Here is a 525-nt window from a genome sequence, read left to right on the forward strand (position 1 = left end):
GAGGAAAGGAGAAGAGGAGAAGGAAGAAGAGGAGGAAGGGGGGAAAGGAAGAAAGAAGAGAAGTAGAAGAGGGAAGAGAAGGGAGAGAAAGGAGAAAGAGAAGAAGAGAAGAGGATGGGGGGGGGAAGGAGGAAGAGAGGAGAGAGGAGGAAGAAAGGGGGAGGAAGGGGAAAAAAAGGAAGAGAAGAAGGAAAAGGGGAGGGGGGAGAGGAGAAGGAGAAGAGAGGAGAGAAGGGAGAAAGAGAGAGAAGAGGAGAAAAGGAAGAGAGGAAGAGAGGAAGCAGGTATGATACCAGAAATGAAGGAGGAGGAAGGAAGGAAGGGGAAACTGGATTGAAGTAAGCAAAGGAAGAAGAGGTAGACGAAGGGAGGAAAGGTAGTAAAGGAGAAAACAAAAAGCGAAGAGGAAAAAAGAGAGAAAAACAACAGAGAAGAAGGAGGCGGCGAGAATGACGGGTAGGAAGAACGAAAAACGGAAGAAAGAGAGCAAGGGGGGGGGAATAGAGAGATTGAGTGCAAGAGGAG

General features: G+C 48.4%; 1 protein-coding gene. It reads left to right on the top strand.

Features of this window, described 5'->3' with window-relative positions; translation table 11 throughout:
• Nucleotides 1–337, top strand: a 337-nt coding sequence (locus tag WH87_RS20465) for a hypothetical protein (RefSeq protein ID WP_197410710.1), incomplete at its 5' end; no start/stop codon positions are given.
• Between the last annotated feature and the right edge of the window lie 188 nt (nt 338–525).

It is taken from the genome of Devosia epidermidihirudinis (assembly GCF_000971295.1).
In the GTDB taxonomy this organism is placed as follows: Bacteria; Pseudomonadota; Alphaproteobacteria; order Rhizobiales; family Devosiaceae; genus Devosia; species Devosia epidermidihirudinis.